Raw genomic sequence first — 22,768 nt, forward strand, 5'->3', positions numbered from 1 at the left:
TGCTCAAAGTCGAGCTTAGAACGAACGCTGGAAGCGCACCATGCCCTGCCAGGCATCCTTGCCGTTGAGGCTGGTATTCTTGTCCTTCCACTGAGTGTAGGAGACTTCCGGCGTGATGGTGAAGCCCGGAACCAGTTCGTAAGCAATGTTTGTGGTTGCCGCGAAGGTCTTCGAAGCATCATAGGCGAGCTGTACGTTGAAGGTGGCCTTTTCGGTCGCCTTGTATGCCGCGCCGCCCCAGAACGCCCAATCCCCGCCCCAGGTGCCGTAGAACGAGTCGATGACGCGGTAGGATTCTCCATCGGCATTCGTGGCATAATGGTCGTCATTGGACTTGTAAGCGCCCTGCGCCCAGACCGAGAAACGGTCGGTGATGTTCACGTCGCCGCGAACCTTGCCGGCCCATTCCTCGTTACGGGCGTCATAAGCCACGACACCGGCAATAGAGCCCCAGCCGCCGGCATATTTCAGGCCGCCCACGACGTGCGGCGTGTAGTCCTTGAGCGTAACGTCGACATCGGAGTCGGCATTGCCGCCTTCTTCGAGCGACAGGATGGCCGAAAAGCCGTTGTCGCCGGTAAAGGTGTAGCTGATGAGGTTGGTGCGATAGCCGCCAGCGAGGATCACGTCATCGTTGAAGACGTCGCCGAGATAACCGGTAAAGGTGAGGAAGGCCGATTCATCGAGACCGACGCGCAGGCCGCCGAGCTGGATGTAAGCAAAATTAAGCGTCGAATCGGTGCTGCCCTCATCGTCGCCATTCCAGTTATAACGCAGTTCGGTGTAAGTCTTCAGGGCGCCAAGCTCGGTTTCCGAAGCGGTCGAGAAGCGGAGCGTCGCACGGGCTTTATTCTCCCAGGTGTCGCGTCTCAGTTCGCCGGCATTGCGAGCATAGACATTGCTGCCGCCCTTGGCGTCGTAACGAACATAGCCGTGGATGCGCAGGCAGGTTTCGGTGCCCGGAATGTAGAAGTAGCCAGCGCCGTAAGCATCGCAGACGCGGACATATTCAACGGCTTCCGGCTCTGGCGCGACGATTGCGTCGGCAGCGTGGGCGGTTGAAGCGGCGAGGAGAGCCGCAGAACCGAGGAGCAAGGTCTTGGTGTTCATAATAGCCTCAAATCAATATTGTAGTGAATGCATCCTATATAGCCATAAGAATAATCACCGACAAATACTAATCAAAGTCATCATGAAAGTTGTTTTTAGAAGTTGTAATGTCGCCACAAGCAATTTATTCTAAAATATATACTAGACTGTTATAGCCTGATATAAATATTACCCTAATAATAGGCTATATTTCATCGATAGTTGATTAGGCGCTGTTTTCGATTCAGGCATTCTTGCGAATGACGGCGAGTTCCAACAAAAAAGGCGAAGCCCTTTTGAGGCTCCGCCTTTCCTGGTTTTGAGCCTGAAGGCTCGATCAGTCGATCTTGCTGGTCGCGCGGTTGATGACGGCCTGCGGAAATTCGACGCCCATCTTCCTGGCGGCGCCAAGATTGATGACCAGATCGGTGCCCTTGGCAATGTCGACCGGAATGTCGCCGGGCTTTTCACCGTTGAGGATCTTGACCACGACCGCGCCGGTCTGCTTGCCGACATCGTAATAGTTGAAGCCGAGGGCAGCCAGCGCGCCGCGCTTCACGGAATCCGTGTCGGCGGTGAAGAGCGGAAGCTTGCTTTCCTCGGCAACGCCGACGGCGCTTTCGAGAGCCGAAACGATGGTATTGTCGGTCGGGACATACATGGCGTCGGCACGGCCGACGAGCGCGCGCGCCGCGCCCTGGACTTCGGCCGACTTGGTGGCAGCCGATTCAACGATTTCGATGCCTGCGGCGGAAGCGGCTTCCTTCAGCGCGGCCAGAAGCGAAACCGAGTTGGTTTCACCGGAATTGTAGAGATAGCCGAGCTTCTTGATATTCGGCATCACTTCCTTGATGAGCTTGATATGCTCGGCCACCGGCGACATGTCGGAAAGGCCGGTGACGTTGCCGCCGGGCTTGGCCATATCCTTGACGAGCTGCGCGCCGACCGGATCGGAAACGGCGGTGAAGACGATCGGAATATCGCGGGTCGCCGAAACGACGGCCTGCGCCGAGGGCGTGGAGATCGGGACGATCACGTCCGGGCCTTCGCCGACGAACTGGCGCGCGATCTGAGCGGCGGTCGCCGGATTGCCCTGCGCGGACTGGTAGACGAATTTCAGGTTTTCGCCTTCCTTGAAGCCTGCTTCGGCCAGCGCGTCCTTCACGCCGTCACGGGCGGCGTCGAGCGCGGGATGTTCGACAATGGCGGTCACGGCGACGGTTACATCCCTGGCCTGTGCCGAAGTGGCGATGGCCGTCGCGGCCAGCGAGGCCAGAAGCATGGCCCGAAACTTGAAACGCATGAAAATCTCCCCTGTTTTTGTGCGTTGCCGATTGGCGCACCATGTGGGCAAACACCTTGTCTCCAATAACCTCAGATTGAAGGTCTTCCGCCTGTTTCGAGGCTTAATAGCGTCCGGATGGACTGTCAACGTATCCGAAAGGGCGCTGCCATCCGATGCGCGAAAGCCGCGGTCCCGAAATGCTGAACAGTGTGTTCCGTTTGGTGCTCTTTCAATCCCGGCCCGCGCCGCCATATTGGGCAGGAACAATCCTTTTGCCCGAATTCAGGGAATATCAACATGAAGAAGATCGGCTTTCTTTCCTTCGGCCACTGGTCGCCGTCACCGCAGTCGGGCACCCGTTCGGCGGGCGACACGCTTCTGCAATCGATCGATCTGGCGGTCGCCGCCGAGGAACTGGGAGCCGATGGCGCCTATTTCCGCGTGCACCATTTCGCCCGCCAGCTCGCTTCTCCCTTTCCGCTTCTGGCCGCTATCGGCGCGAAGACGTCGAAGATCGAGATCGGCACCGCCGTGATCGACATGCGTTACGAGAACCCGTTCTACATGGTCGAGGATGCGGGTGCCGCCGATCTCATCTCCGAGGGCCGCCTTCAGCTCGGTCTCAGCCGCGGCTCGCCCGAGCAGGTCATCGATGGCTGGCGCTATTTCGGCTACAAGCCGGGCGAGGGCATGAGCGATGCCGATATGGGCCGCAAACATGCGGAAGTGTTTCTGGAGGCGCTGAAAGGCGTGGGCTTCGCCGAACCCAATCCGCGTCCGATGTTTCCCAACCCGCCCGGCCTGCTGCGCATCGAACCGCATTCGGAGGGCCTGCGCGACCGCATCTGGTGGGGCGCCGGTTCCAACGCCACGGCGCGCTGGGCGGCCGAGCTTGGCATGAACCTGCAAAGCTCGACCCTGAAGGACGACGAGACCGGCGAGCCGTTCCACGTCCAGCAGGCGGCGCAGATCAGGGCCTATCGCGAGGCGTGGAAGGAAGCCGGCCACACGCGCACGCCGCGCGTTTCGGTCAGCCGCAGCATTTTCGCGCTGGTGGACGATCGCGACCGGGCCTATTTCGGCAATGGCAGCAAGGAGCAGGATTCCATCGGCTATATCGATGAGAATACGCGGGCGATCTTCGGCCGTTCCTATGCCGCCGAGCCGGATGCGCTGATCGAGGAACTGAAACGGGACGAGGCCGTCGCCGAAGCCGATACGCTTCTCCTGACCGTGCCGAACCAGCTTGGCGTGGACTACAATGCCCATGTGATCGAGTCGATCCTCAAGCACGTCGCCCCAGCCCTTGGCTGGCGCTGAACGAAAAGGACAGGCGGCGACCGCAAAGGCGGCGCCTGTCCTTATTCCACGCCGTGGAGCGTCATCAACCTTTTCATGCGTTCGACGGCCAGATCCGGCTTGTCGAGCACATTGGCCCTGTCGGCCAGACGGAAAATATCGGCATAATGCAGCAGGCTGCGGGCCGATTGCATTCCGCCCACCATGGTGAAATGGTTCTGGTGGCCGTTGAGCCAGGCGAGGAAAACGATGCCGGCCTTGTAATATTGCGTCGGCGCTTCAAAAATCTTCCGCGATAGTGGCACGGTTGGTTCGATGATGGCGCGGAAGCGCGCATTGTCGCCTTTGGCGAGCGCGGCAAGCGCAGCGGAAGCCTGCGGGGCGACCGCATCGAAAATGCCGAGCAGCGCGTGGCTGTGCTTCCCGCCATCGCCTTCGATCAGCGGCGCATAGTTGAAATCGTCGCCCGTGAAGCAGAGCACGCCTTCCGGCAGGCGGTCGCGAAGCGCTAATTCATAGCGCTCTTCCAGAAGCGAAATCTTGATCCCTTCCACCTTGTCGCGATTGGCCTCGATGATGCCGATCACCGTATCGAGCGCGTCTTCGAATTTCTGCGAACCCCAATAGTTCCTGAGTTGCGGGTCGAACATGTCGCCCAGCCAGTGCAGCACCACCTTGTCGCGCGCATTGGCGAGGATATGGCCGTAGACCCGCGCATAATCGTCCGGCGAACGGGCGATGCGGGCCAGCGCCCGGCTGGCCATCAGGATGAAGCGCCCGCCATGTTTTTCGATGAATCCGGCCTGGGTTTCATAGGCCTTGATGATGTCATCGAGGCTTTTCGCATCAGCGGGATCGAGGTGGTCGGTGCCCGCGCCGCTGGCGAGGTCCGCGCCCTCGACCGTCCTGCTCTCGGCGAGCGAGCGGCGGATCAGTTCCTGCGCGCCTGCCCAGTCCAGCCCCATGCCGCGCTGCGATGTGTCCATCGCTTCGGCAATCCGGAAACCGAGGCTCCACAGATGATGCCGGAAAGCCATGGTCGCCTCCCAGTCGACGGCCGGTTTGCTCCATGGCGTCGTGTCTCTCCAGGGGTCGGAAACCACATGCGCCGCAGCATAGGCGATACGGTTGAAGGCCGGTGGTGCGGACGGCTTTTCGGTCGGTGTTCCGGTCAACCGATAAAGGCGGGGGCTTTCTCCGGCCTCGGGCAGAAGCAGGCCAGGACCGGTTGCGGACGCCGAAAATGCGCTCATGATTTTCCTCCGTGATTTCGGGCCATTTTATTTAGAACGTTCCAAATGACAAGTGGCCCGCCAATTGCGGCAAAGCGGCAGCCTGCACGGAATTTGCAGCATCCGGCGTGCCGATCGGGAAAAACCGACCCAAAAAACCCGTTCAAATGTGGCAAACTCGTGGCAAAGCCCCTTTTTAACGATTGCTATTGACAGTATTGGAACGTTCCAATTAAATTTTGAAAGCAATGGAGACAGGCATGAGCAAGGGCAGCGTCACGGTGATCGATATTGCACGCGAAGCGGGCGTGTCGAAATCGACCGTCTCGCTCGTGCTGCGCGGCAGTCCTCTGGTTCATGCCGATACCCGCGCCCGGGTGCAGGATGTCATTGAAAGGCTCGGCTACGTCTATAACCGTTCCGCCGCCAATCTGCGTCAGGCGAAATCGAAGATCATCGGTCTTGTGGTCAACGACCTGACCAACAGTTTCTTTGCCGAACTGGCCGTCGGCGTGGATCGGGTGATGCAGTCGGCGGGCTATGTACAGTTCCTCGCCAACACCGCCGAAAGCGTCGACCGGCAGCGCGAAGTGATCGCCTCCATGCGCGAGCACGGCATTGCGGGGCTGATCGTTTCGCCCGCGCGCGGCACCGGGGCCAGTGACTTGAAACCATTGGCGAAAAGCGGCCTGCCGGTCGTGCAGATGGTGCGCGACGTGCCGGGTTCGGGCGTTTCATCCATCGTTTCCGACAATCGCGGCGGCGTGGCAAAGGCGGTGGAACATCTGGTTTCGCTTGGGCATGGGGCCATCGCCTTCATGGGCGGCTATGCGGATATAGCGGTGTTTTCCGAGCGTCTCGCCGGTTATCGCGCCGGGCTGGAACAGGCAGGGATTGCTTTCGACGAGGCGCTGGTCTTTCCGTCCGCGCCATCACGGGCAGGCGGTGCGAAGGCCATCGGGCGCATGTTGCGGCACGGCATGAAACCGACGGCGGCGGTGTGCTTCAACGATGCGGTGGCTTTCGGCGTCTGCGACGGTTTGCGCGCTGCAAATCTGGAACCGGGCCGGGATTTCGGCGTGGTCGGATTTGACGATGTGATCGAAGCCAAGACCGCCGTTCCGGCGCTTACGACCGTGGCGGTCGATCCGCAAGGTTTGGGAGAACGCGCGGCGCAGCTCTTGTTGAAACAGATCAATTCCGAACGGGTGGAGGCGGAGGCGCAGCGACTGTCGGTGCGTCTTGCGGTGCGTGCAAGTTGCGGCACGCCGTTGCGGACAAAAGAGGAGAAATTCGAATGGCAAAGTGGGGCCTTGTAGGCGCAAGCACCATTGCAAGGGAATGGGTGATCGGGGCTATTCGCGCGGCCGGGGGCGAGGTCGTTTCGGTTTATAGCACCAACGCCCGACGCGGCGAAACCTATGCGCGGGAAAACGGCATTGCGCGTTCGGTGACGAGCCTTGAAGCGCTGCTGGCCGACCCGGAAATCGATGCCGTCTATATCTCCACCACCAATGAACTGCATCGCGATCAGGCGATTGCCGCCGCCCGTGCGGGCAAGCACATTCTCTGCGAAAAACCGCTGGCGCTGACCGTTGCCGATGCCCATGCCATGCGCAAGGCCGTGCAGGAAGCCGGTGTCGTGGCAGCCACCAATCATCACCTGCGCAATGCCGCCAGCCACCGCGCCATGCGCGACGCCATTGCCGGAGGCAGGATCGGCAGGGTGCTGGGCGCGCGGGTTTTTCATGCGGTCCATCTGCCGCTGCATCTGCAAGGCTGGCGCATCGAGCGACCCGATGCGGGCGGCGGCGTCATTCTGGATATTACCGTGCACGATGCCGACACGTTGCGTTTCGTGCTGGGCGAAAACCCGGTCGAGGCGGTGGCTTTCAGCCAGCAGGGCGGCTTGAGCGGTGAGGGGCTTGAGGACGGCGTGATGGGCGTGCTGCGCTTTCCATCCGGCGCGATTGCCCAGTTCCACGATGCCTTCACGACGAAATATGCCGAAACCGGCTTCGAGGTGCATGGCAGCGACGGCTCGCTGATCGCCCGCAATGTCATGACGCAAAAGCCGGTCGGGACCGTCATCCTGCGCGATCAAAACGGCGAGCGCGAATTGCCGCTCGACCACAAAAATCTCTACGAAACCGCCTTGCAGGCCTTCCATGACGCCATTGCCGGCATTGCTGACGGGGGTCGACCGTCGGCCACATTGGAGGATGGCATCTGGTCGCTTGCGACAGGGCTTGCGGTCGCGGAAGCCGCGAGAACCGGCAGGGCGACAGCCGTTCATTCAGGACTTTGACCATCAGGACTTTGACCATGAGCAAACACATCACGCCCGCCGAAGCGGCTGCACTCATCCCCGATAATGCAGTTGTTTCGGTGTCTTCCTCAAGCGGTCTCGGCTGCCCGGACCTGATGCTGAAGGCCATTGGCGAGCGGTTCGACGCAACCGGCCATCCCAGAAACATCACAACGCTGCACCCGATTGCGGCGGGCGACATGAGCGGCATCAAGGGCGTCGATCATATCGCCAAAAAGGGGCTGTTGAAGAAGATCATCGGCGGGTCATACCCTTCCGGGCCATCCAGCGCCGAACCGCCGCTCATCTGGCAGATGATCACCGATAACGAGATTCCGGCCTATAATGTGCCGTCCGGCATATTGTTCGACATGCATCGCGAGGCGGCGGCGAAGCGCCCCGGCGTGCTGACCAAGGTGGGGCTGGACACTTTCGTGGACCCGAAGCGCCAGGGCACGGCGATGAACGAAAAGGCCGTGGCGGAACCGATCGTCAAGCGTGTCGCCTTCGAGGGGGAAGACTGGCTTTTCTTCCCCAATATCGTGCCGCAGGTGGCGATCATCCGCGCCACCACGGCGGATGAGCGCGGCAATCTCACCTATGAGCATGAGGGCGCCTATCTCGGCGGGCTGGATCAGGCGCTGGCGGCGCGCAACAATGGCGGTATCGTTATCGCGCAGGTCAAGCGCATCGCGAAGGAAGGCACGTTGAAGCCGCACGATGTGCGCGTGCCGGGCGTTCTGGTGGACTACATCATTGTCGATCCCGACCAGAAGCAGACGACACAGACGCCCTACGATCCGGCGATTTCCGGCGAGATTTTCCGCCCGCTCGATACGTTCCGTCTGACGGAGTTCAATATCCAGAAGGCGATTGCGCGCCGCGTCGCGCAGGAATTGCAGGCGGGAAGCGCCGTCAATCTCGGTTTCGGCATCTCCGCCAACGTGCCGCGCATTCTGCTGGAGGAAGGTCTGCACGGCGCGGTGACATGGGTGATCGAGCAGGGCGCCGTCGGCGGCGTGCCGCTTCTCGATTTCGCCTTCGGCTGCGCTTCCAACGCCGACGCCTATATGCCGTCGCCCTATCAGTTCACCTATTTTCAGGGGGCGGGCTTCGACGTTTCGCTCCTGTCTTTCCTGGAGATAGGCCGCGACGGTTCGGTCAATGTGTCGAAACTGTCGTTTCGGCCGCATGTGACGGCAGGCGCGGGCGGTTTCATCGATATTACGGCAAGGGCCAGGAAGATCGTCTTCGCCGGCATGTTCAATGCCGGGGCGAAACTGTCGCTCGCCGATGGCAAACTGGCGATCGACAAGGAAGGCAAGCTGAAGAAGCTCGTCACGCAAGTCGAGCATGTCACCTTCTCCGGCCCGCGCGGCGTGGCTCAGGGGCAGGACGTGACCTATGTCACCGAGCGCTGCGTGATGAAACTGACGCCGGAGGGTATCATGCTGACCGAGATCGCACCCGGCGTGGATTTGCAGACGCATATTCTAGATCAATCCGAATTTCCGCTGATTGTTTCCGACCAGCTTAAGACCATGGATGAAGCGCTGTTCCGCGAGGAGCCGATGGGGCTGAAACTGCCGCAAAAGCCCGCGCGAAAGCTGGAGGCCTGAATGTCCAACCGCATCGAAATCAAGGTCGAGAACCACATCGCCATCATGACGATCAGGCGACCGGAAAAGCTCAATGCGTTCGATATCGCGCTTTTGCAGGAACTGTCCGCGGCCTGTGACCGGGTGGAAGCCGATAGCACCGTGCGGGTTGCGATCCTGACCGGCGAAGGCAAAGCCTTTTCGGCGGGCGGCGACATCAAGGCGTGGGGCGGAATGGAGCCGCAGGCATTCGGCCATGCATGGGTGCGCTACGGCCACCGCGTGTTCGAGCGTCTGGCGACGTTGCGTATGCCGCTGATCGCCGCCATGAACGGTCATGCGCTGGGTGGCGGGCTGGAACTGGCGGGTGCCGCCGATATCCGCATTGTCGAGCGTCAGGCAAGGATCGGCCTGCCGGAAACCTCGCTCGGCATGATCCCCGGCTGGTCGGGCACACAGCGTCTGGTGCGCCGCTTCGGTGCGCAGATCGTGCGCCGCATGGTGCTGGGCGGCGAGATGTTCACGGCGGAGGAAGCGCTTTCGCACGGGCTTGTCGATGCCGTGGCGGATACGGGCGAAGCCTTGCAGGCAGCGCGGGATTATGCGGCGCGGGTCGCAAAACGCGGCCCTGCCGCGCTTGAAATTTCCAAGCTGATGCTCGCCGTCGCCAATGGCGAGGACAATGGAACGGCGGTCGAGGCGCTCGGTTCCATTCTCGTCTCCAAGACGGAGGATCTGAAGGAAGGCGTGCGCTCGTTCAGCGAAAAGCGCGAAGCGAATTTTAAGGGAGAATGGTGATGAGCACTATCGTAAAGCCGCAGCCGCTGGCCGGTCTTGAAGTCCGCGATTTCGACACCTGCATGAGCATCGGGCGCAAGGTGCGCGCCGGTACGGTCTGAATGAATACATTCATGGACGGCACGCCGGAACTGCCTTTCGGCGGCTATCGCCGGTCGGGTCCGGGAAGCGAGCCGGATATCGTCATCATCGGATCGGGTATCGGCGGCGCGACGATGGCTGCGGGGCTTGCTGCGTCGGGTGCCGATGTTCTCATTCTTGAGGCGGGGGAACATTTACCGGACAGACCGGAAAACCGCGATCCACGCGCCATTTTCCAGCGCGGTTTCTTCCGCCCGAAAGAATTCTGGTATGAGGCGGACGGAACGCCGTTCAATCCCGGAAATTATTACAATGTCGGCGGCAATTCCAAATTCTATGGCGCGGTGCTGATCCGCTATCGCCGCGAGGATTTCGCTGAAAATGCGCATCTGGAAGGCGTGTCGCCCGCATGGCCTTTTTCTTATGAAGAACTGGAGCCGTGGTATTGCCGCGCGGAAGAGCTTTTCCAGGTGCGCGGCGAACTGGGCGACGATCCGACCGAACCGCCGCATTCGAAGCCCTATTCTCATCCTTCTATTCATGACGAACCGCCCATCGCCGATGTGCGGGAGCGGCTCAGGAAGGCGGGGCTCCATCCGGCTTCCCTGCCGCTTGGTGTCGATATCGAGCGCTGGCTGGCAAAGGCCAGAACGCCGTGGGATGCGCATCCCAATTGCGATGACGGCAAGATGGATGCGGAAAGCTGTCCGCTTGCCGCCGCCCTGAAACATGCAAATGTGCGGCTGGAAACATCGGCGCGGGTGACGCGGCTGGAAGCTGGACCGGACGGCAGGGCAATCGCGGCGGTTCATTATGTGAAGAATGGCGAAGCGCTGGTCGTGCGGCCGAAACTGGTCGTTCTGTCGGCGGGCGCGGTGCAGTCGGCAGCGCTTTTGCTGCGCTCCGGCTTGGCCAACCGGTCCGATCAGGTGGGGCGCAATTTCATGAACCATAATTCCAGCGCGGTGATCGCCTTCGATCCGCTCTATCGCAATGACAGCGTCTATCAGAAGACATTCGGCTTCAACGACTATTATCTTGACGATGGCGCGGGCGGACCGCCGCTCGGCAATGTGCAATTGCTGGGGCGCGTGTCGGGCGCGATCCTGAAATCCAGTATGCGCCAAGCGCCGGAATGGGTGTTGAACCGGATTGCCGGGCACACGATCGATTTCTACGCGATGAGCGAAGACCTGCCGTCGCCGGAAAGCCGCGTGAGCGTGGATGGCGACCGGATCGTTCTGCACTGGATGCGCACCAACTGGAAAGCGCATCTCATGCTGGTCGAAAAGCTGAAATCGGCGCTGAGGCAAGCAGGCTTTCCGGTCGTGCTGTCACGAGCCTTCGACCGGCGCACGCCCTCGCATCAATGCGGGACGGTGCGCATCGGTGACGATCCGGCCAGTGCGCCGCTCGATCCCTGGTGCCGTGCTTATGACCATCCCAATCTTTATGTGGTCGATGCATCGTTCCTGCCCACTTCGGCGGCGGTCAATCCGGCGCTGACCATTGCCGCGCAGGCGCTGCGCGTGGCGGACCATGTGAATCGGGAGGTGCTGGCATGAACCGTCAAAGACCTGTTGCACTGGTCACCGGCGGGTGTCGCGGCATCGGGCTGGGCATTGCCCGCGCATTGGCCGCAAGAGGGTTCGACCTTGCGATCGCCGACCTTGAAAACGACGCGGCCGTCATTGGCGAATTGCGCGGAGCGGGCGGCAGGGTCGCTTTCTTCAAGAGCGACCTTGCGGCGGTCGAAACGCATGAGGCGACCATATCGGCAATCGTGGCGGAGTGCGGCGGCATCGACTGTCTCGTCAACAATGCGGGCATCGGTTCCGTCGAGCGCGGCGACTTCCTGGGGCTGAAGCCTGAAAATTTCGACACGATCATGGGTGTGAACCTGCGCGGCACGGTGTTCTTCACACAGGCCGCGGTGAAGGCCATGCTGGCGGCCGGCGACGTGCGTTTTCCGCGCAGCATCGTGACGATCAGTTCGGTTTCGTCCGTGATGAGTTCGCCCGAGCGGCTCGACTATTGCATCAGCAAGGCCGGGCTGACGGCTTTTGTGCAAGGGCTGGCCTTACGGCTGGCCGAAGCGCGGATCGGCGTGTTCGAAGTGCGCCCCGGCATCATCCGCACCGACATGACGGCAAGGGTTGCCGGGCGTTACGACGGGCTGATCGAAAGCGGGTTGGTGCCGATGAAGCGCTGGGGCGAGGTGGGCGATGTCGGCGCCATCGTTGCCGGGCTTGCGGGCGGCGATTTCATCTTCGCGACCGGTTCGGCGGTCAATGCCGATGGCGGTCTTTCCATTTCGAGGCTTTAGGATGGCTTATGATTATATCATCGTTGGCGGCGGGCCTGCCGGTTGCGTTCTCGCCAATCGTCTGAGCGAGGATGCGTCGGTAAAAGTGCTGTTGCTGGAAGCGGGGGGAAGCGACTGGAATCCCCTGTTCCACATGCCTGCGGGCTTTGCCAAAATGACCAGGGGCGTGGCAAGCTGGGGCTGGGAAACGGTTCCGCAGAAGCACCTGAAAAACCGCGTGCTGCGCTATACGCAGGCGAAAGTCATCGGCGGCGGCTCCTCGATCAACGCGCAGATCTATACGCGCGGCAATGCCGCCGATTACGATCTCTGGGCGCGCGAGGAGGGCTGCACCGGCTGGGATTACCGCCATGTGCTGCCCTATTTCAAACGCGCCGAGGACAATCAGCGTTTCAACGACGATTATCATTCCTATGGCGGGCCGCTTGGCGTTTCCATGCCGTCCGCGCCGCTGCCGATCTGCGACGCCTATATCCGCGCAGGGCAGGAACTGGGCATTCCCTACAATCCCGATTTCAATGGTCGCGAACAGGCGGGTGTCGGCTTTTATCAGCTGACCCAGCGCAACCGTCGCCGCTCTTCCGCCTCGCTTGCCTATCTCGCGCCGATCAGGGATCGCAAGAACCTCACCTTGCGCATGAATGCACCGGTGCGCAACATCGTTCTGGAAAGGGCACGCGCCACTGGCGTCGTGCTGATGAGCGGCGAAGTGCTGCGCGCCGCGCGCGAGGTCATCGTGTCATCCGGCGCCATCGGCTCGCCGAAACTGCTGCTGCAATCGGGTATCGGTCCCGCCGACCACCTGAAACAGGCAGGCGTTGCGGTGAGGCACGACCTGCCCGGCGTGGGCGGGAACCTGCAGGACCATCTCGACCTGTTCGTCATTGCCGAATGCACCGGGGACCACACTTATGACGGCGTGGCGAAACTGCACCGGACGCTTGCCGCCGGGCTGCAATACATGCTGCTCGGCTCCGGTCCCGTCGCGTCCAGCCTGTTCGAGACCGGGGGCTTCTGGTACGCCGATCCACAGGCACGGTCGCCGGATATCCAGTTTCATCTGGGGCTTGGATCGGGCATCGAGGCCGGGGTCGAAAAGCTCAGGAATGCCGGTGTGACGCTCAATTCCGCCTATCTGCATCCGCGCTCGCGCGGCACGGTGCGGCTTGCGTCCAGCGATCCGGCGACGGCTCCGCTGATCGATCCCGATTACTGGAGCGACCCGCATGATCGCGCCATGTCCATCGAGGGTCTGAAAATCGCCCGCGAGATCATGCAGCAGGCTGCATTGAAACCCTTCGTGCTGGCCGAGCGCCTGCCGGGACCGAAGGTCGTCAGCGATGACGATCTGTTCGATTATGCCTGTGCCAATGCGAAGACGGACCATCATCCGGTCGGCACCTGCAAGATGGGCACGGACGCGATGGCCGTCGTCGATCCCGACCTGAAAGTGCGCGGGCTGGAGGGCCTGCGCGTCTGCGACAGTTCGATCATGCCGCGCGTTCCTTCCTGCAACACCAATGCGCCGACCATCATGGTCGGCGAAAAGGGTGCGGATATTATTCGCGGCCTCGATCCTCTGCCGCCCGCCGTTTTTTCGTGGGAGAAAAACGAACAGAAGCCACGGGCAAGGGTTTAGTTGTTTAGTCCCTAGTCCGCATCTGCTTCTTCGGCCGGTTCAAAACGCAGATAACCCACGATGCCCGCGCCGCGCCGGCCTGGATTGTCGGACGGGTGATTGACGCCGTCATTCACCTCGACGACCGCAAAATCGAATGGCGAGACGCCTTCGAGGCAGGCGGCATTGATGCCGTATTGGCGCGGGTTGGAACGGCGCTGGTGGAAGGTGTAGATTCCGCATTTCGAGCAGAAAAAGTGTTTCGCGGTGCCCGTATTGAAGGTGTAGAGCGTCAGCGCGTCCTCACCCTCAAGGATTTCCAGCCCGTCGAGATCGGCCGAGACGGCCACCGCGCCACGCATCCGGCAATAGGAGCAGGTACAGCGCCGCGCGCTGTGCAGGCCATCGGAAAGTCTTACGCGAAAACGCACGGTTCCACAGTGACATGCACCTTCGGCTTCCTTGATGTCGTGGTTCATTTTCTCTCCTCGTGTCTTGTCGAAGCCTATTTTCTTTCTTGACGGTTTACCACCGCCGAAAACCGGTTAAATTTGTCGCCGAAAATGCTTCTGGGAGGGAGTTGTCATGGGCGATTTCGCAGTCGTGACGGGCGGCAGCACGGGGATTGGCAGGCATCTCGTTTCCGCCTTCGCCGATGCGGGCTATGCGGTGGCCTTCAGCTATCGGCACGATGACGAAGCCGCGCAAACGCTCGTGGAGGCGATAGAGGAGGCGGGCGGCCAGGCGCTGGCACTCGGATGCGATGTCGGAAGTCGGGCGGAAGTCGAGACTTTTTTCGACGAGGTCTGCGACTGGTTCGGCGATGCGCCCGACGTGCTCGTCAACAATGCGGGCATCCAGACATGGGCGCCGTTGCTGGAGCTTTCCGAGGACGGCTGGGACGATGTCATCCGCACCAATCTCAAGGGCTGTTTTCTCAACACGCAGGCTGCGGCCAGGCGCATGGTGGAGGCCGACAAGGATGGCGCCATCGTCAATATCGGCTCCGGCTGCAACAAGCTCGCCTTTCCGAAACTCGTTTCCTACACGGCGTCGAAAGGCGGGATCGAGCAATTCACCAAGGTTTCGGCGGTGGAACTGGGACCGCATGGCATCCGTGTGAACTGCGTCGCACCGGGTGCGATCCTCAATGAGCGCACGGCGGAGGAACAGCTCGACTATGCGAGCACCTGGACCCGCATCACGCCGCTGCGCCGGGTGGGAACGCCGGAGGATATTTCCGGTCCCGTTCTGTTTCTGGCTTCCGATGCGGCACGTTTCGTCACCGGCCAGACGATCTGGGTCGATGGCGGCGTGTTTTCACAGGCCAACTGGCCCTATGAGGGGTGAGTTGCGGTGGTGATCAACATCTGTTTCGGAATTGGTACTCATGTACTCGCAGCTAAAAGGCCTTAGTTTCGGCTACGCTTGTCCCCGTTATCAACAATTGACCCACTAGATATAGGATGTTCTGCCTATGTCTCGGTGAATATCTATATATTGTGTTGCGGAGTTTCCCCTTTTCTATCAAAATTCTACTGTTGCTTGTAGAAATGATTCGCACGCAACAAAGGAGAAGGCCAATCTAGTTGCAGCTAGATTGGCCTCGATAGAAACCGCCGGAAAGGACGGAGATTTGTGATCACGAGGCGACCATGTTCGCATTCGCGATACAAGTCAAGGTTCTTTCCGGTTTTGTGAAAGATAAAATCTATGACTTTACCCGCATACAAACTCACTTTTGAAGATGCCGTTCAGGTGCATTTAATGCTCATGAAAGGTGAATTGCAGAGCCGTATCGCAGCTCTTTTCGATACGAATGGTGGACGCATTTCTGAAATCAATACTGGAAAGCGTCATCCGGGCAGCAAGGATGAGGCTGTTCGCCGCCTTCATTCCTAAATGTTGAGAAGCCGGGCGGGGAAACTCGCCCGGTCCTTCGTGAAATGAGTGCCGTTTAAAGCGTATTGCAGATGCGGGACACGACAAATGTTTGTGCAAAGAAATGGTGATCCCGACAGGAATCGAACCTGTGACCTACAGATTAGGAATCTGTCGCTCTATCCTACTGAGCTACGGGACCAACCGAAAAACGTCCGCCGCTGATTCCAGCAAGTCGGATGCTTTTCGACACATACTGGTTTTCGGACGGATCGCCAACCCCGCAAAAAGCGGGGCAGGCCGATTTCTTCAGTTTCCTGCGGCAAGCGCCGTTTCGGCCAGAGCCACGAAATAGCTCACGCCATAAGGAATAGCGTCGTCGTTGAAGTCGTAGGCCGGGTGATGAAGGCCCGGCGTGTCGCCATTTCCAAGGAAGACATAGGCGCCGGGGCGCGCTTCCAGCATGTAGGAAAAATCCTCCGCCGCCATCATCGGCTCGACATTTTCGTCCACCTTGCCTTCACCCGCCACCGCGCCGGCGACACGGGCGGCAAACTCGGTCTGCGCGTCGTGATTGAAGGTGACCGGATAGTTGTTCTTGTAGCGCACGGTGATTTCCGTGCCCGTGGCCGCGGCGATGCCAGCCGCCACCTCGCGGATGCGGCGTTCGGCAAAGGCGCGGGCCTCCTTTTTCAGCGTGCGCACCGTGCCGGAAAGCGTCGCCTTTTCCGGGATGACGTTGTAGGCTTCGCCCGCGATGAATTTCGTGACCGAGATCACGAGCGAATCGAGCGGATCGGTATTGCGCGACACGATGCCTTGCAAGGCGATCATCAGTTGCGATCCGGCAAGGATCGGATCGATTGTGCGGTGCGGCTGCGCGGCATGGCCGCCGCGCCCGGAAATGAAAAGATCGAACTCGTCGGTCGCGGCCATGATCGGGCCCTTGCACATGGCGAACTGTCCGACCGGCAGGCCCGGCATGTTGTGCACGCCATAGACTTCCGTAATGTCGTAGCGGTCCATCACGCCGTCCTCGACCATGGCGAGCCCGCCGGCGCCGCCTTCTTCGGCCGGCTGGAACAAAAGCGCGACGGAGCCGCGGAAATTGCGGGTTTCAGCGAGATATTGCGCGGCGCCCAGCAGCATGGAGGTGTGGCCGTCATGGCCGCAGGAATGGGCCTTGCCGGGATTTTGGGACGCCCATTCGACGCCACTGGTTTCGGTGATGGGGAGGGCATCCATGTCGGCGCGCAGCCCGATCGCCGGACCGTCGCCGTGGCGTCCCTTGATGATGCCGACCACGCCCGTGCGCCCGACGCTGGTTTCCACGTGATCGCATCCGAAGGATTTCAGCTTCTCCGCTACGAATCTGGCGGTTTCGTGCACGTCGTAGAGAAGTTCTGGGTTCTGGTGCAGCTTTCGTCGCCATGCGGCGATTTCCGCCTGGGATTCAACGGCGCGGTTCAACAATGGCATTTTCGGATGGCTCCCCGGATTGGGCGTGATTTGAAGCCGTCAGGATATGACGTTTCGGTGAAAGCGGGCAATCCCTGTTTGCCTTTTCCCCGCCACATGGCATAGATAAGAAAAAGTAAATCCCACATCCAGTGGATTGAATTTGACGTTCCTGAACGTAGATGCCAGGCAAATGAGAGGAACTTCAAATCCACCACACTAGTGGTCTTTTCGATTCCGACATTTGCCCGGCGCCTGTATCAGAGGGATGCAAATGTCGGAAACAGGCCACTAAAGCGTGTTGCATTCAATCATACTCGGGCGACACGCTTTAAGTTTTTGTTTTGACGCATGTCTCCCGAAACCGGTTCCCCCTTTCGGGAGACATGCTCCAGATGCAATTCGAACCCGCAAAAGTTGCAGGCTTTTTCGATTGGAACTACGGAATGATGTCGAAATCATTGAAAATCTGGTTTGCAGCCGCTGGCCTGTCCGCTGCCGCACTGACGTCGGCTGAGGCCAATCCGTCGATTGCCGTGGATGTTGCGACCGGCAAGGTCTATGCACAGCAGGAAGCCTTCCAGCGCTGGTATCCCGCTTCGCTGACCAAGATGATGACGGCCTATGTGACATTCCGCGCGCTTCAGTCGGGGCAGATGACGCTGGAATCGCCGGTGCGCATGACGGTGAACGCCGCCAAGGAGCCGCCGAGCAAGATGGGTTACAAGCCCGGATCGGTCATGACGCTCGATACGGCGCTCAAGATCATGCTGGTGAAGTCGGCCAACGATATTGCCGTTGCCGTTGCTGAAGCGGTGGGCGGCACGGAGTCCGGCTTCGCGCAGCGCATGAATGCCGAGGCGCAGCGTCTCGGCATGGTCGGCTCGCATTTCGTCAATCCGAACGGCCTGCACAATCCGAACAATTACACGACGGCGCGCGACCTCGCGGTTCTGGCCGTGCAACTGCGCCGCGAATTCCCGCAATATGCGCATTATTTCGCGACGGAGGCGATCGATCCCGGCGCGGGCAAGAAGGTTCAGGCCAATTACAACATCCTGCTCGGCCGCTATGACGGCGCCGACGGCATGAAGACCGGCTTCGTCTGTGCGTCCGGTTTCAATCTGGCGGGTTCGGCGACACGCAATGGCCGCACGGTGCTCGCGATCGTTCTGGGCGCGGACCGGCAGGAAACGCGCGCGGTTCAGGCCGCACAGCTCATGAGCGACGCCTTCCGCGCAAGCCCAGGCGGCGGCGCGACACTGGCCACATTGCGCCCGGCGCCCGGCGGCAATCTCGATCAGGCCGTCGATATGCGCAAGGCGATATGCAGCAAGCAGGCCATGGCCGACCGCTGGGATGGGCGCGACGTGGAGGGCAGGCTGAAGATCAACTCGCCCTATATCCACGCGATGGATCGCGATCCGGTTGCGGTGCGTGTGGGCCTCGTTTCCGAGCCGGGACCGATCTCCCGTCCGAGCCAGCTCGATATTTCGCAGGTCCCCGTGCCGATGCCACGCCCGCAGCGCGCAGCGGGCGTGAAGACGACCGCCATCAACTGACAGGGAGCAGTTGCGGACTGCTCCGATTTGTTCAAACGCGCATCCGTCCGAAAACATTCCGCTTTCGACATGCGCCTGAAAGCGTAAGTGACCGACATGGCGACCCCTATTCCCGTATCCGTCCTCACCGGTTTTCTCGGCTCGGGCAAGACGACGCTTCTCAACCGGCTTTTGAAAGATCCGGCGCTGACCGATACGGCGGTGATCATCAACGAGTTCGGCGAGGTGAGCATCGACCATCTTCTGGTCGAGCAGGCGAGCGAAGGCGTGATCGAGCTTGCCGACGGATGCCTGTGCTGCACGGTGCGCGGCGAACTGGTGGATACGCTGGCCGATCTCATCGACCGGCTCCAGACCGGGCGCATCAAGGCGTTGAAGCGCGTCATCATCGAAACCACGGGCCTTGCCGATCCGGCTCCGGTCCTGCATTCGATCATGGGGCATCCGGTGCTCATGCAGGCGTTCCGGCTCGATGGGGTTCTTGCGACGGTCGATGCCGTCAACGGCATGGCGACGCTCGACAATCACGAGGAAGCGGTAAAGCAGGCGGCGATGGCCGACCGTATCGTGCTGACGAAGACCGATCTGCCCGAGGCGCAGGCGGAATTGCCAGCGCTCAGGGCGCGGCTGCGCGCGCTCAATCCCGGCGCCGATATGCTGGAGGCCGGCGAAGAACGCACGGGCTATGCCGCGCTTTTCGAATGCGGTCTCTATAATCCGGAAACGAAATCGGCGGATGTGCAGCGCTGGCTCAGGGCGGAAGCCTATGAGGACGGGCAACACCATCATGGGCATCACCATGACCATGGGCATGTTTGCGGGCCGGATTGCGACCACGACCATCATCACCACCATGGCCATCACCATCATCATGACGATGCGATCCGGTCTTTTTCGCTTCGTCACGATGCGCCGATCCCGCTATCGTCCTTCGATATGTTTCTCGACCTGTTGCGTTCGACCCATGGCGAGAAGCTTCTGCGGGTGAAGGGCATCGTGCAGATCGCGGAGGACCCGGAGCGTCCGGTAGTGATCCATGGCGTGCAGAAGATTTTCCATCCGCCCGCGCGGCTGCCGCAATGGCCGGGAGAGCAACTCCAGCAAGAGGGCGGTGCGGTCTTGCGCCCGGAGTTGCGGGAGGAAAAAGCAAAGCGTGAGACGCTTCTGGTGATGATCGTGAAGGATTTGCCGGAAACCTATGTGCGCGAGCTTTTCGATGCATTCATGGGGCGTCCGGCGCCCGACAGGCCGGACCGCGCCGCGCTGACCGAAAACCCGCTGGCCATTCCGGGTTTTTCGCCCCGGAGCTGATAATCACTTCCGGCGAATGAGAAAGCGGTGGAGCGTACCTTCCCGCTTCTGCGTCATCAGGTCGTGGCCTTCCTGTGTGCAGAAATGCGGCATGTCGATGCCTGACAGCGGGTCGGTCGTCTCTACCCAGAGAAGCGCGCCGCTTTGCATTTTTTCCAGACGATTGCGGGTTTTCAAAACCGGAAGGGGGCATTTCAGCCCCCTCAGGTCGTAGACAGGAATGTCTTCCTGCCGCAATGTCAGTTCCCGATGATCTTCCACCACGGCTTCTTCGGTTCCGGTGCGGCAGCGGGCGCCGGCTGTTCGGCATTCTGCGCCACCGTGCTGGCGGTGGTCATTGTCGAAATTTGGGGTGAAACCTGGGGCGAAACCTGGGGTGCTGTCCCGGCCACAGCCGGTGCGGCTGGCTGCGGTGTCGCCGCAATGGCCGTTGGCTGTACCGATGGCGTTGCCGGGCGGATGTCCGGTGCACCGGTCTTTTCGGCGGAAGCGGGCGAGAGCGACGGCGGTTCGCGCGTTACCTTTTCGCCGCGTGCGCGCGCCGCGCTCCATGCGGAGACGAGCTTGGCCTCGGCAATGCCCTGAATGGACGGTGCCGGTGCCTTCTGTGCGGCGCTGAAAGCCGTCAGATAGGTCTTTTCATAAGACGCATAGGACATGGCCGCGCCGCCAGCCGAAGGCGGGCAGGCCTCGGTCGGCGAAAGCGGCTGGCCGTCCGGCGTGGACACGTTGAACACATAGCGCTTTTCGCAGACATCGACCTTCGGCGGAACCTTGGTGGTCTGGAAGGCATCGTAACCCTGCTTCAGCATTTTCCAGAAAGAATAGTTGGCGTCGTTCCTGTAGCGCGCCATGTTGGCGGCGGTCATGCGGAACGGGAAAGCCTGAATCTGGAAGTCGCGCTGGCCGCCCTTGAAGGCGTCGCGCCCGAAAGCATAGATCTCGGCGACCTGCTCATCGGTCATCGAGTAGCAGCCCGACGAAGAACATGCGCCATGCACCATCAGATGCTGGCCGGTGCGGCCATTGGCGCGGTCATAGGCGTTGGGAAAGCCGATATTGAAAGCGAGATAATAACTGGATTTCGGATTCATCTGCGCCGGGCGGACGGTATAGAAACCCTCCGGCGCCTGACGGTCGCCCTCGATATATTTGGGCCCGAGCTTGCCGGACCACTTGCAGATTTCGTAGGAAGCGATCTGGTCGTATTTGCCGTTGTTCTTCTGCTTCCAGACTTCGAGGACGCCTTCTTCCTTGAAGATGCGCACCATGATCGGCGAGGTGCGGGTCATGCCCTTCGCCTTCATCCTGGCAACGACCTTTTGAGGAAGCGGCTTTTCAGCGCGCAGGCTCAGATCGGATACAGACGAACCCTGACAGCCTGCGAGCAGCGTGGTTGCCAGTAAGGAGCCTAGAATTGCGGTTCTGATCTTCATGTCGCATCAAGTCTGTTAGAGCTACGCCAGAGACTTTATGAGCAAAAGTCGATTTCCTGAAGGTCCGATCCTATAAATGAAACCTTACGGTATCATTTATAAATCCTTGCTCAGATAGCTAAAATCCGGCGCGTCGGCAATATGGCCGAATTCGCGGCATGATGCAAATCCGGGAAGCGCGGGGCCTCCCGGACGCATTATCTCTTTGTTCTGAACCGCGTATCTTATTCCGAAAACCGCGTTACGCTTTTCGGGATGCGCTCCAGTACGTGGTAAAAATCAGATGTTGCGGCCGATTTCGAGGAATTTCTGACGGCGTTCCTGCTTCAGCGTCTCGCCGTCCATATCCTTCATCGAGCGCAGCGATGCGGTGATGATGTCGCCGGTAGCGTCGATAACGGCTTCCTTGCCGCGATGCGCGCCGCCCATCGGCTCGGGAATGATGCCGTCGACGATCTTGAGGTCGAACAGGTCCTGCGCGGTGATGCGCATGTTGGAGGCCGCATCCTTGGCGCGGGTGGAATCGTGCCACAGGATCGAGGCCGCGCCTTCCGGCGAGATGACCGAATAGATCGAATGTTCGAGCATGTAGACGCGGTTTGCGACCGCGATTGCAATCGCCCCGCCCGAGCCGCCTTCACCGATGATGATCGAGACGACCGGCACGCGCAGCTTGAGGCATTCCGCCGTCGAGCGCGCAATGGCTTCGGCCTGGCCGCGCTCCTCGGCGCTGACGCCCGGATAGGCGCCCGCCGTATCGACGAAGGTGATGAGCGGAAGCTGGAAACGGTCGGCCATTTCCATGATGCGGACGGCCTTGCGATAGCCTTCCGGGCGGGCCGAGCCGAAATTGTGCTTCAGGCGGGTCTTGGTGTCGGAACCCTTTTCCTGCCCGATGACGGCGACGGCCTGACCGTTGAAACGACCGAAACCGGCCTGGATGGCTTCGTCATTGGCGAATTTGCGATCCCCGGCAAGCGGCGTGAACTCGGTGAACAGCCGTTCGATATATTCCAGGCAGTGCGGACGGTCCGGGTGGCGGGCGATCTGCGCCTTCTGCCAGGGGGTCAGCTTGCGGTAGATATCTTTCAGCGCATCGGCCGAACGCTTCTCGAGGCGACGAATCTCGTCGCTCATCTCGACGCTGCCCTGTTCCTGCGCGAGCTTCTTCAGCTCGAGAATCTGGCCTTCGAGGTCGGCGACGGGTTTTTCAAAATCGAGATAGTTGTACATCTGGCCTGACTGTTCGTGCGTTTTACAAAGGGATGTGCCGCTCTGTGACCAGCTTGAAAAGGCTGATTTACGGCGCCTTAGAGCCTGTTCCAAAAGTCGCCATGAGTGGCTGCAAATGGCAATTTGCCTCCGTTCCGGTGCTCATGTACGTCCAGTACATTCAAGCTCCGGTACTCGAAAATCACCATTTTCACACACACATGCCGCTTTTTGATTCAGGCTCTTACATATTCACTGCGGGCTCATCTTGCAA

Annotated in this window: 20 protein-coding genes and 1 tRNA gene; 12 read left to right on the top strand and 9 right to left on the bottom strand. The window is 60.4% G+C overall.

Going from position 1 to position 22,768, the window contains the following annotated elements; all coding sequences use genetic code 11:
• Nucleotides 1-15: 15 nt before the first annotated feature.
• Together FHS76_RS01625 and FHS76_RS01630 are read right to left on the bottom strand one after the other, a co-directional pair.
• Complete coding sequence (locus tag FHS76_RS01625; protein ID WP_183647082.1) at nucleotides 16-1,110, bottom strand: porin; 1,095 nt, start codon at nucleotides 1,108-1,110, stop codon at nucleotides 16-18.
• 316 nt (nucleotides 1,111-1,426) lie between these two features.
• Nucleotides 1,427-2,392, bottom strand: coding sequence for an ABC transporter substrate-binding protein (locus tag FHS76_RS01630; RefSeq protein ID WP_183647085.1), 966 nt, complete (start codon nucleotides 2,390-2,392; stop codon nucleotides 1,427-1,429).
• 279 nt (nucleotides 2,393-2,671) lie between these two features.
• Between FHS76_RS01630 and FHS76_RS01635 the strand changes: the two genes are divergently transcribed.
• On the top strand, nucleotides 2,672-3,694 hold the full coding sequence (locus FHS76_RS01635) for an LLM class flavin-dependent oxidoreductase (protein WP_183647088.1): 1,023 nt from the start codon (nucleotides 2,672-2,674) through the stop codon (nucleotides 3,692-3,694).
• 41 nt (nucleotides 3,695-3,735) lie between these two features.
• Here the strand turns inward: FHS76_RS01635 and FHS76_RS01640 are convergent, their stop codons facing one another.
• Nucleotides 3,736-4,926, bottom strand: coding sequence for a dihydrodipicolinate synthase family protein (locus tag FHS76_RS01640; RefSeq protein ID WP_183647091.1), 1,191 nt, complete (start codon nucleotides 4,924-4,926; stop codon nucleotides 3,736-3,738).
• A gap of 239 nt (nucleotides 4,927-5,165) precedes the next feature.
• On the opposite strand from FHS76_RS01640, the gene FHS76_RS01645 reads away from it, so the two are divergent.
• The 7 genes from FHS76_RS01645 to FHS76_RS01675 all read left to right on the top strand — a co-directional run bounded on the left by FHS76_RS01645 (nucleotide 5,166) and on the right by FHS76_RS01675 (nucleotide 13,655).
• Nucleotides 5,166-6,224 (top strand): LacI family DNA-binding transcriptional regulator, encoded by a 1,059-nt coding sequence (locus FHS76_RS01645; RefSeq protein WP_183647094.1) that lies wholly within the window; start codon nucleotides 5,166-5,168, stop codon nucleotides 6,222-6,224.
• Nucleotides 6,203-7,213 (top strand): Gfo/Idh/MocA family protein, encoded by a 1,011-nt coding sequence (locus FHS76_RS01650; RefSeq protein ID WP_183647099.1) that lies wholly within the window; start codon nucleotides 6,203-6,205, stop codon nucleotides 7,211-7,213. Before FHS76_RS01645 ends, FHS76_RS01650 begins: the two co-directional genes overlap by 22 nt.
• Nucleotides 7,214-7,230: 17 nt before the next feature.
• On the top strand, nucleotides 7,231-8,832 hold the full coding sequence (locus tag FHS76_RS01655) for an acyl CoA:acetate/3-ketoacid CoA transferase (protein WP_183647102.1): 1,602 nt from the start codon (nucleotides 7,231-7,233) through the stop codon (nucleotides 8,830-8,832).
• Complete coding sequence (locus FHS76_RS01660; RefSeq protein ID WP_183647105.1) at nucleotides 8,833-9,609, top strand: enoyl-CoA hydratase/isomerase family protein; 777 nt, start codon at nucleotides 8,833-8,835, stop codon at nucleotides 9,607-9,609. It abuts the gene before it with no gap.
• Between the two features lie 113 nt (nucleotides 9,610-9,722).
• Nucleotides 9,723-11,255 (top strand): GMC oxidoreductase, encoded by a 1,533-nt coding sequence (locus FHS76_RS01665; protein ID WP_183647473.1) that lies wholly within the window; start codon nucleotides 9,723-9,725, stop codon nucleotides 11,253-11,255.
• On the top strand, nucleotides 11,252-12,016 hold the full coding sequence (locus tag FHS76_RS01670) for a 3-ketoacyl-ACP reductase (RefSeq protein WP_183647108.1): 765 nt from the start codon (nucleotides 11,252-11,254) through the stop codon (nucleotides 12,014-12,016). The genes FHS76_RS01665 and FHS76_RS01670 overlap by 4 nt, the downstream gene beginning before the upstream one ends.
• Before the next feature lies 1 nt (nucleotide 12,017).
• Nucleotides 12,018-13,655, top strand: coding sequence for a GMC family oxidoreductase (locus FHS76_RS01675; RefSeq protein ID WP_183647111.1), 1,638 nt, complete (start codon nucleotides 12,018-12,020; stop codon nucleotides 13,653-13,655).
• Between the two features lie 11 nt (nucleotides 13,656-13,666).
• Here FHS76_RS01675 and FHS76_RS01680 read toward each other — a convergent pair whose 3' ends face one another.
• Entirely contained in the window at nucleotides 13,667-14,113 is a 447-nt protein-coding gene (locus tag FHS76_RS01680; protein ID WP_183647114.1) for a GFA family protein, read from the bottom strand.
• Between the two features lie 106 nt (nucleotides 14,114-14,219).
• On the opposite strand from FHS76_RS01680, the gene FHS76_RS01685 reads away from it, so the two are divergent.
• Nucleotides 14,220-14,984, top strand: coding sequence for an SDR family NAD(P)-dependent oxidoreductase (locus FHS76_RS01685; protein ID WP_183647117.1), 765 nt, complete (start codon nucleotides 14,220-14,222; stop codon nucleotides 14,982-14,984).
• A gap of 363 nt (nucleotides 14,985-15,347) precedes the next feature.
• Entirely contained in the window at nucleotides 15,348-15,536 is a 189-nt protein-coding gene (locus FHS76_RS01690; RefSeq protein WP_183647120.1) for a hypothetical protein, read from the top strand.
• 104 nt (nucleotides 15,537-15,640) lie between these two features.
• Here the strand turns inward: FHS76_RS01690 and FHS76_RS01695 are convergent.
• Together FHS76_RS01695 and FHS76_RS01700 are read right to left on the bottom strand one after the other, a co-directional pair.
• Nucleotides 15,641-15,717 (bottom strand) — tRNA-Arg (locus FHS76_RS01695).
• Between the two features lie 107 nt (nucleotides 15,718-15,824).
• The gene (locus FHS76_RS01700; protein ID WP_183647124.1) at nucleotides 15,825-16,994 is read right to left on the bottom strand and encodes a M20 aminoacylase family protein; all 1,170 of its coding nucleotides are present in this window, start codon (nucleotides 16,992-16,994) and stop codon (nucleotides 15,825-15,827) included.
• Between the two features lie 425 nt (nucleotides 16,995-17,419).
• Here FHS76_RS01700 and FHS76_RS01705 point away from each other — a divergent pair, with 425 nt between their 5' ends.
• Complete coding sequence (locus tag FHS76_RS01705; RefSeq protein ID WP_183647476.1) at nucleotides 17,420-18,535, top strand: D-alanyl-D-alanine carboxypeptidase family protein; 1,116 nt, start codon at nucleotides 17,420-17,422, stop codon at nucleotides 18,533-18,535.
• A gap of 96 nt (nucleotides 18,536-18,631) precedes the next feature.
• Nucleotides 18,632-19,846, top strand: coding sequence for a CobW family GTP-binding protein (locus FHS76_RS01710; RefSeq protein WP_183647127.1), 1,215 nt, complete (start codon nucleotides 18,632-18,634; stop codon nucleotides 19,844-19,846).
• A 3-nt stretch (nucleotides 19,847-19,849) separates the two neighbouring features.
• Here the strand turns inward: FHS76_RS01710 and FHS76_RS01715 are convergent, their stop codons facing one another.
• The 3 genes from FHS76_RS01715 to FHS76_RS01725 all read right to left on the bottom strand — a co-directional run bounded on the left by FHS76_RS01715 (nucleotide 19,850) and on the right by FHS76_RS01725 (nucleotide 22,515).
• Nucleotides 19,850-20,107: a sulfurtransferase TusA family protein gene (locus FHS76_RS01715; RefSeq protein ID WP_328700429.1), complete on the bottom strand. Its 258-nt coding sequence runs from the start codon at nucleotides 20,105-20,107 to the stop codon at nucleotides 19,850-19,852.
• Entirely contained in the window at nucleotides 20,086-21,282 is a 1,197-nt protein-coding gene (locus FHS76_RS01720) for a L,D-transpeptidase family protein (protein WP_183647130.1), read from the bottom strand. Before FHS76_RS01720 ends, FHS76_RS01715 begins: the two co-directional genes overlap by 22 nt.
• Before the next feature lie 279 nt (nucleotides 21,283-21,561).
• Entirely contained in the window at nucleotides 21,562-22,515 is a 954-nt protein-coding gene (locus FHS76_RS01725) for an acetyl-CoA carboxylase carboxyltransferase subunit alpha (protein WP_183647134.1), read from the bottom strand.
• Nucleotides 22,516-22,768: the final 253 nt, after the last annotated feature.

The organism is Brucella daejeonensis, assembly GCF_014199265.1.
Lineage (GTDB): Bacteria > Pseudomonadota > Alphaproteobacteria > Rhizobiales > Rhizobiaceae > Brucella > Brucella daejeonensis.